This is a genomic window from Caloramator proteoclasticus DSM 10124 (assembly GCF_900129265.1).
GTDB classification, from domain to species: domain Bacteria; phylum Bacillota; class Clostridia; order Clostridiales; family Caloramatoraceae; genus Thermobrachium; species Thermobrachium proteoclasticum.
In genome coordinates, this window is the sequence record NZ_FQVG01000078.1 from 1 (window position 1) to 7,917 (window position 7,917).

Below are 7,917 nucleotides of genomic sequence, written 5' to 3' on the forward strand. Positions count from 1 at the left end.
ATTGAAGTAGAGTTTGAAAGCTTTTCACAATATAATGATTTAATACTTGATATTCATGAAGCAATTGATGGCAATTTAGAATATGCAGTTGAATATGGGGAAACCAGCAAAGGATTTAAGACTTTTAAAATAACTGAAGTGTTCGAGGTTAATTAAGGATGATTCTATTCTTTGACGCAGAGGTTTTCTTGGCGGATTGGCTCTTCGTCATATTAGATCCTGAAAAACATAAAAAGTATGTCTTCATAAATGATGCTAAGAAATTAGCATCATTTTATGAAGAACATAAAGACTATATATGGATAGGCTATAACAGCCACCATTATGACCAGTATATTTTAAAAGGTATCCTTTGTGGTTTCAACCCTTATGACATTTCAAATTATATTATATCAGAAAAAAAGCCAGGATGGCAGTATAGTTCTCTATTTAAAGATATACAACTTAATGAATTTGACATAATGACTACAACACATGGGTTAAAAGAACTTGAAGGCTTTATGGGAAATGATATTAGAGAAAGCAGTGTTAGCTTTTCAATAGATAGGAAGTTAACAGATGAAGAATTAGAGGAAGTTGTTAAATATTGTACCCATGACGTAGAACAAACAATGGAGATATTTTTACACAGAAAAGAAGAATTTGAAACTCATGTAGCATTACTTAATGCATTTAAACTACCACTTAAATATATAAGTAAGACAAAGGCCCAGCTTGCAGCAATAATATTAAATGCAAAGAAAACAAATAGGGATGATGAATTTGATTTAGAAATACCAGATAATTTAAGGATAAATAAATACATTGAAGTTCTTGAGTGGTATAAAAACTCTAGTAATCATAACTATGATAAGTTTTTAGAAATAGATATAAGCGGTGTTCCACATGTATTTGCATGGGGAGGCCTACATGGTGCAATAGAAAAATATGTAGGTGAAGGAATAATATTAAATGTTGACGTAGTTTCATTTTATCCGACACTAATGATAGAGTATGGATTTCTATCAAGGAATGTAGTTGATTCTAATCTATATAAACAAATATACGAAGAAAGAATAAAATTAAAGGCTGAAAATAATCCTCTTCATAAGCCATATAAAATAGTTTTAAATTCTACCTATGGTTCCATGAAACATAAATATAATAACCTATATGATCCAAGGCAGGCTAATAACGTGTGTGTAGTTGGGCAACTTCTTTTATTAGATTTAATAGAGAAGTTAGAACCGCACTGGATGTTAATTCAATCTAATACTGACGGTTTGATAGGGGAAATAAAAAGGATATCAGATTTAGACAAAATTAAAGAAATATGCAGAGAATGGGAAGAAAGAACTCATATGAAACTTGAATTTGAAACTTTTAAGAAGATATATCAAAAGGATGTAAACAACTATATTTTAATTCATGAAGATGGAAGTTTTAAATCAAAGGGAGCTTATGTTAAAACTTTAAATGAAATAGACAATGACCTTCCAATTGTTAATACAGCACTAAAAGAATATTTTATAAACAAAACACCAGTAGAAGAAACAATTAATAACTGCAAAGACTTATTAATGTTTCAAAAGGTAGTTAAGCTAACCTATAAATATTCACATGCCTTATATGGGGACAAACCATTAAAAGAAAAGACCTTAAGAGTTTTTGCATCAAAGAATGAGGATGATAAAGGTGTATTTAAAGTTAAACCAAATGGCAGAGTTGAAAAAATAGCAAATACACCAGAAAAATGTTTTATATTAAATGACAGTGTAATAGGGAAAAGAGTTCCAAGACGCCTTGATAAAGAGTGGTATATAAATTTAGCAAAGAAAAGAATTGAGGATTTTGTGGGTAAAGTAGATTAACTTTATGAAAAAATTATATATAAGGAAAACTTATATTTACTGTTAAAAATGATTTCTAATTTGGTATGTTTATACCAAAATAAGCTTAAAACAGATAAATTTAAATAAAAAATTATTAGAATCATAGGCTAATATGGTAGGTTTTGAATGTAATTTGGTATGTTTTATATACCATAAATAGCCTTAAAACATACCAAAATAGATATGTTTTGGTATATAAAACAACCATTTAATCTGGATTAAACTAACAAGGTGGTGTGTAATTTGGAAATATTTAAAGGTTATATTAAGACTAATGGTAAGAAACCTTTAGAGCCTTATCGTAATAAAAAATCCTTTTATAACTATGAATATATTCGTAGAACGAGTGGAGATTATGCGGGTATTCTTGCTGATGGTATGGTTCAAATTGATATAGATGATGAAAGTGAAGCAAAACTGGTAAAAAAGATTATAGAAGATTTAGATATTAAATGTGCGATTTTAAAGACAACAAGAGGTATTCATTTTTATTTTAGAAATAAAGCAGTTAATAAAAAACAAACAAAAATAATGACTCCAATAGGAGTAAAAGTAGATGTGGCAATAGGGGAACAAAATGCATTAGTACCTATAAAGGTAAATGGTGAGACAAGAAGGTGGCTAAATAAAATTAATACTATTGAAGAAATTGACTTTCTTCCAGAGTGGTTAATTCCTATTAGTAAGAAAAACGTTCCAGATTTTATCAATCTAAAAGAAGGTGACGGAAGAAACCAGCAGCTTTTTAATTATATATTAACCCTTCAATCAGAAGGGTTTAGTAAAGATAGTATAAGAAATATTATAACTATCATAAACAAATATATTTTAAAAGAACCTTTAGACCAAAGAGAACTTGATACAATACTTCGTGATGAGGCATTTTTGAAACAGTCGTTTTATCATAAGTCAAGATTTTACCATGACCAGTTTGCAAGATTTATAAGGGATGAGGAACATATTGTAAAAATAAACAACCAGCTTCATATATTTAAAGATGGCATATATGTAAGCAATTCTTTAATTATAGAAGCTGCCATGATAAAACATCTGCCTGAATTAAATAAAGCAAAGCGAATGGAAACATTAAATTACCTTGAACTCATAACAAATACAGTATCGCCAAGCAGAGAGGATTATAACAAAATTGCATTCAATAATGGAGTATATGACATATCGGATAATACTTTTAAAGAACATTCTTACCAATATATAATTACCAATAAAATCCCATGGGACTACAATCCAAATGCTTATTCAGAACTTGCAGATAGAACATTAAATAAAATAAGCTGCAATGATGCTGAAATTAGAAGTGTTCTTGAAGAATTAATAGGATACACGTTTTACAGAAAAAACATAATAGGAAAGGCATTTATACTAACTGGCGATAAACAAAATGGAAAATCAACATTTTTAGATATGATAACAACACTGCTTGGAACATCCAACATTTCAGCACTTGATTTAAAGGAACTTGGAGAGAGATTTAAAACAGCTGAACTCTTTGGAAAGCTTGCAAATATTGGTGATGATATAGGTGATGAATTTATAGCAGAGCCTTCGTTTTTTAAGAAACTTGTTACAGGTGATAGAATCAATGCAGAGAAAAAAGGAAGAGATCCATTTGATTTTAATAACTATGCAAAATTATTATTCTCTGCAAATAATATTCCAAGGATAAGAGACAAAACAGGTGCTGTTCAAAGAAGGCTTCTTATAATACCATTCAATGCAAAGTTTACAGAAGATGATCCTGATTTTAAGCCTGAAATTGCATTTGAATTAAAAACCAGAGAGGTAATGGAATATTTAATTTTATTAGGAATAGAAGGATTGAAAAGATTGATGAAAAACAAGAAATTTACAAAATCTATTGAAGTTGAAAGAGAATTAAAAGAATATGAAAAAATGAATAATCCAATAATTGAGTTTTATGAGGACTATGAAGAAGAAATAGGAAATCAGCCAACCAAGGAAGTGTACAAGAAGTATCTTGAGTTTTGTATAAATAACAATAATCAACCTTTAAGCCAGATAGAATTTTCAAGGCAGGTTGTTAAAAGGTTTGGGTTTAAAATTGAAGATAGAAAAGTTAATGGTAAGAAATATAGAATATTTATTAAACCGCAAGTGAACAATTGAAAATTAAATAGTATTACTAAATTAAGGTTCAAGACGAGTTCAAGATAAGTCCAAGATAGGTTCAAGATTGTATTCCAGTAATATGAAGGCGGTTCAAGATGTCCAAGATGTTTATATTTTTTAATATATACTTTATAGATAAATATAAAATTAATATATGTATGTATAAAAAGAAATATATATATATTGAACTTATCTTGAACTTGAACCTGTAAAAAAATAGAAAATTATGGAGGTTATAACAATGACAAGAAAAGTAAAGGATGAAGGCAGTAAAGATTTAAAGGACTGCTTTGCATATAGAAACAGAAGATGCTTGATTTTAAATTCTAAAGACTGTCACCAGTGCCCGTTCTATAAAACTAAAGAGGAATTCAATGAAGACCGCAGGAAAGCATTACACAGAATTAATAAGCTTGATGAGGAGACAAGGATTAAAATTATTGAGAAATACTACTTAGACATATTAAATGCTTTGGATACTGTGGAAAAGTGATACTCAAATACAGTTAGGGAGGAAGGTACTATGAATGCTAAAGAATTTTTAAGGCAGGCTATATGGCTTGATAAACTAATAAACAGCAAATTAGAACACCTTGAAAAGTTAGAGGTATTAGCACAAAAGACAACAGTTGATTTGTCAAAAGAAAAGGTAACAGGGGGGAACGGTACAACGAGTCCAATGGAGAATGTTGTGGTAAAGATAATAGAGCTTAAAAGGGAAATAAATGAGGATATAGATAGATTAATTGATCTTAAAAAAGAAATTGGGAAGGTTATTTCAAACATAGACAACCCAAGTTATCAGCTGATACTTGAAATGAGGTATATTAATAATAGAAACTGGGATGAAATTGCTGATGAGATGGGGTTGGATAAGAGATGGCTATTAAGACTGCATATGAGAGCACTAAGAAAAATTGATGAAACTTTAAAACTCGCCACTAAAAGACATTGAAAGCCACTCTTGATTTATGATATTGTTATGATAGAGAAAAATTAATCATACAGCCACTTTGGGGGAACCTAAGGTGGCTTTTTTAAATAAATTAAATGCATGTAACAGGAGGTTATATAATGACGGTAAAAGAATATTTAGGAAGAGCACTTAAAGTAGACAAATTTATAAATCTAAAACTTGAGCAGTTAGCGTTATTAAATGAGTTCGAAGATAAAATTGCATATAGAAGTTTAGATATAGATTCTATTGAAAATATAAAAGAAAAAATAAAAGACTTAAGAACAGCAATCGAATCAGATATATATAAGCTATTTGATGTAAAAAAAGAAGTAATGACTATGATAAAGGAAGTTAATAATATAGAATACCAAACACTTTTAGAACTAAGATATCTTTGTTTAAAATCGTGGGAGCAAATAGCATATGAGATGGGATACGACTTGCGTTACATTTATAAACTTCATAAAAGAGCTTTAGGAAAATGTAAAATAAATTTAAAACACGCCACTAAAAGCCACTAAAAGACATTGAAAGCCACTCTTGATTTATGATATTATTAAAATGCAAAGGTATGGATGTAGAATATGCCGAGGAAATAAATACAAGTAAACGCAGTGTTTTGGGCTCTAAAGTTACAATGCTTTGGAGCTTTTTCTATGACTTTGAATAAAATAAAAAGTAGTGTTGGATACATAAGTTGTGGTAAAGGGTTTTTAAATAATGATTCTAGGGGTGGGGCAAATGAAAAATAATGAATTTATCCTTGTTTGTGGTAACTGTGGTGAGAGATTAACTTTGGAAGATAACTTGAGTGATAAAATAATAGATGAAAAGTTCACTATTGTTTCCAGCGATGATGGGAGAATTTATATTACATGTAAAAGCTGCGGAAATAAAATAAGTTTTTAAAAGCTCTGAAGAAAAATTCAGGGCTTTTTTCGTTGGAGGATAAACTTATGAAGGTAAAAGTAAAAACAAAACGTGAGAAAAGTAAATGCTATAAATGCGTATGGGGAACATGGCTATCACCAGAGTTGGTGTTTTGCATGTTCCCTTATTGTTTAAAGGAAGGTGGAAACTGTGCCAAGAAAGCCGAAACGTCCTTGTAGTTATCCTGGCTGTCCTGAACTTACCGATGGTAGGTATTGTGAAAGGCATGAGAAGGAGATGACAAGGGAATATAACAGAAACAATAGAACCTACAAGTATTTATACAACAGTACAAGATGGAAAAGGCTACGAATTAAGTTTTTAAAAGAAAATCCGCTATGTGCTGAGTGTGGAAAGAAAGGAATAGTAAGACCAGCAGAGGTAGTTGACCACATAATACCTCATAAGGGTAACAAAGAACTGTTTTGGGATGAAAGCAATCTGCAAGCCCTTTGCAAGGAGTGTCATGATAGAAAAACAGCTAAAGAAGATGGTAGATGGGGTAGAAAGGGAGAGGTATATAAGTACTAAGTGTTAATGATGGAGATTAAAGGGTGTTAATAACTTGTGGACAAGTTGTGGATAAACTGACAAGTGGAACCTCTATTCAAGACATACGGTAGGGGGGTATGAATATCTAAGCCTTGAGCCTTAAGGTCGGGCGGGCCCCTCAACGCTAAAATTCGCAAAATTACAGGGTGGGGGTTAAGTGGCTTCAGGCTTTGATAAATCAAGGTTTTTGCATATAAAAATAGAGGGTATTTTAAAGCAAATTTTTTAGTTTAGGGGGAGTGATTTTGTGGAGGTAAAAAAGATAGCAGTTGATAAGATAAATCCAGCTAAATATAACCCAAGGAAAAAGTTAAAGCCTGGAGAGGCTGAATATGAAAAGCTTAAAAGGTCAATAAAAGAATTTGGTTATGTTGAGCCTATTATTTGGAATCAAAGAACAGGCAATATAGTAGGTGGACATCAAAGGTTTACAGTTTTAAAAAATGAAGGTTTTAAAGAAATTGATTGTGTGGTAGTTGATTTAGGCGAGCAAGAAGAAAAGGCCCTTAATATTGCACTTAATAAAATTCATGGTGATTGGGACTTGCCTTTATTAAAAGACCTTTTAGAAGAACTTGATAAAACATTATTTGATGTTTCAATAACAGGATTTGATGCTGCAGAGATTGAAGAAATATTTTCAAAGGTTCATGATAAAGAAGTAAAAGATGATGACTTTGATGCAGATAAAGCACTTGAGGAAATTAAAGAACCAATAACAAGATATGGTGATGTGTGGCTACTTGGTAAACATAGATTAATGTGCGGAGATTCAACCCTGCTGCATGATGTTTTAACCCTGCTTGATGGAAAGAAGGCAAATATATGTGTAACCGATCCCCCGTATAATGTAAATTATGAAGGTGGAACTGAGGATAAGCTAAAGATTATGAATGATAAGATGGACAATAATAAGTTTTATGAATTCTTACTTTCTGCATTTAAAAATATATTTGAAGTTTTAGAAGATGGTGCTGCAGTTTATATATTTCATGCAGACACAGAAGGCCTTAATTTTAGAAAGGCATTTAAAGATGCAGGATTTCACCTTGCGAATGTGTGTATATGGGCAAAGAACAGCATGGTTTTAGGAAGATCTGATTATCAATGGCAGCACGAGCCAATCCTTTATGGGTGGAAGCCGACAGGGAAGCATAGGTGGTATTCAGACAGAAAACAGACGACTATTTGGAACTACGATAAGCCTTTAAGAAATGCAGAACATCCAACAATGAAACCAGTGCCATTAGTTGCATACCCAATAAAAAACAGTAGCATGACAAACTGCATTGTTTTTGACCCCTTTGGTGGAAGCGGTTCAACTTTGATAGCTGCTGAAGAAACAGGAAGAATATGCTGCATGATGGAACTTGACCCTAAATATTGTGATGTTATAGTGAAAAGGTATTTAGAATATACGCAGGATGCTGATAATGTGTTTTTAATAAGGGATGGTGA

At 31.2% G+C, this 7,917-nt stretch carries 8 protein-coding genes; all 8 read left to right on the forward strand.

Going from position 1 to position 7,917, the window contains the following annotated elements:
* The first annotated feature begins 158 nt into the window (after positions 1-158).
* The gene (locus BUB63_RS12290; protein ID WP_084106785.1) at positions 159-1,850 is read left to right on the forward strand and encodes a hypothetical protein; all 1,692 of its coding nucleotides are present in this window, start codon (positions 159-161) and stop codon (positions 1,848-1,850) included.
* A 264-nt stretch (positions 1,851-2,114) separates the two neighbouring features.
* The gene (locus tag BUB63_RS12295; RefSeq protein WP_073250180.1) at positions 2,115-4,016 is read left to right on the forward strand and encodes a phage/plasmid primase, P4 family; all 1,902 of its coding nucleotides are present in this window, start codon (positions 2,115-2,117) and stop codon (positions 4,014-4,016) included.
* Between the two features lie 244 nt (positions 4,017-4,260).
* Complete coding sequence (locus BUB63_RS12300) at positions 4,261-4,512, forward strand: hypothetical protein (protein ID WP_073250183.1); 252 nt, start codon at positions 4,261-4,263, stop codon at positions 4,510-4,512.
* Positions 4,513-4,542: 30 nt separating this feature from the next.
* A complete protein-coding gene (locus tag BUB63_RS12305; RefSeq protein WP_073250185.1) occupies positions 4,543-4,974 on the forward strand; it encodes a DUF1492 domain-containing protein in 432 nt (143 codons plus the stop codon).
* 119 nt (positions 4,975-5,093) lie between these two features.
* Positions 5,094-5,498 carry a hypothetical protein gene (locus BUB63_RS12310; protein WP_073250188.1) on the forward strand — a complete coding sequence of 135 codons (405 nt, stop codon included), beginning with the start codon at positions 5,094-5,096 and terminating at the stop codon, positions 5,496-5,498.
* Positions 5,499-5,718: 220 nt separating this feature from the next.
* Complete coding sequence (locus BUB63_RS13670) at positions 5,719-5,886, forward strand: hypothetical protein (RefSeq protein ID WP_159431476.1); 168 nt, start codon at positions 5,719-5,721, stop codon at positions 5,884-5,886.
* A gap of 171 nt (positions 5,887-6,057) precedes the next feature.
* The gene (locus BUB63_RS12315) at positions 6,058-6,438 is read left to right on the forward strand and encodes an HNH endonuclease (RefSeq protein ID WP_073250191.1); all 381 of its coding nucleotides are present in this window, start codon (positions 6,058-6,060) and stop codon (positions 6,436-6,438) included.
* Between the two features lie 268 nt (positions 6,439-6,706).
* Positions 6,707-7,917 (forward strand): site-specific DNA-methyltransferase (locus BUB63_RS12320; protein ID WP_073250194.1); only part of this gene is annotated, 1,211 nt, incomplete at its 3' end.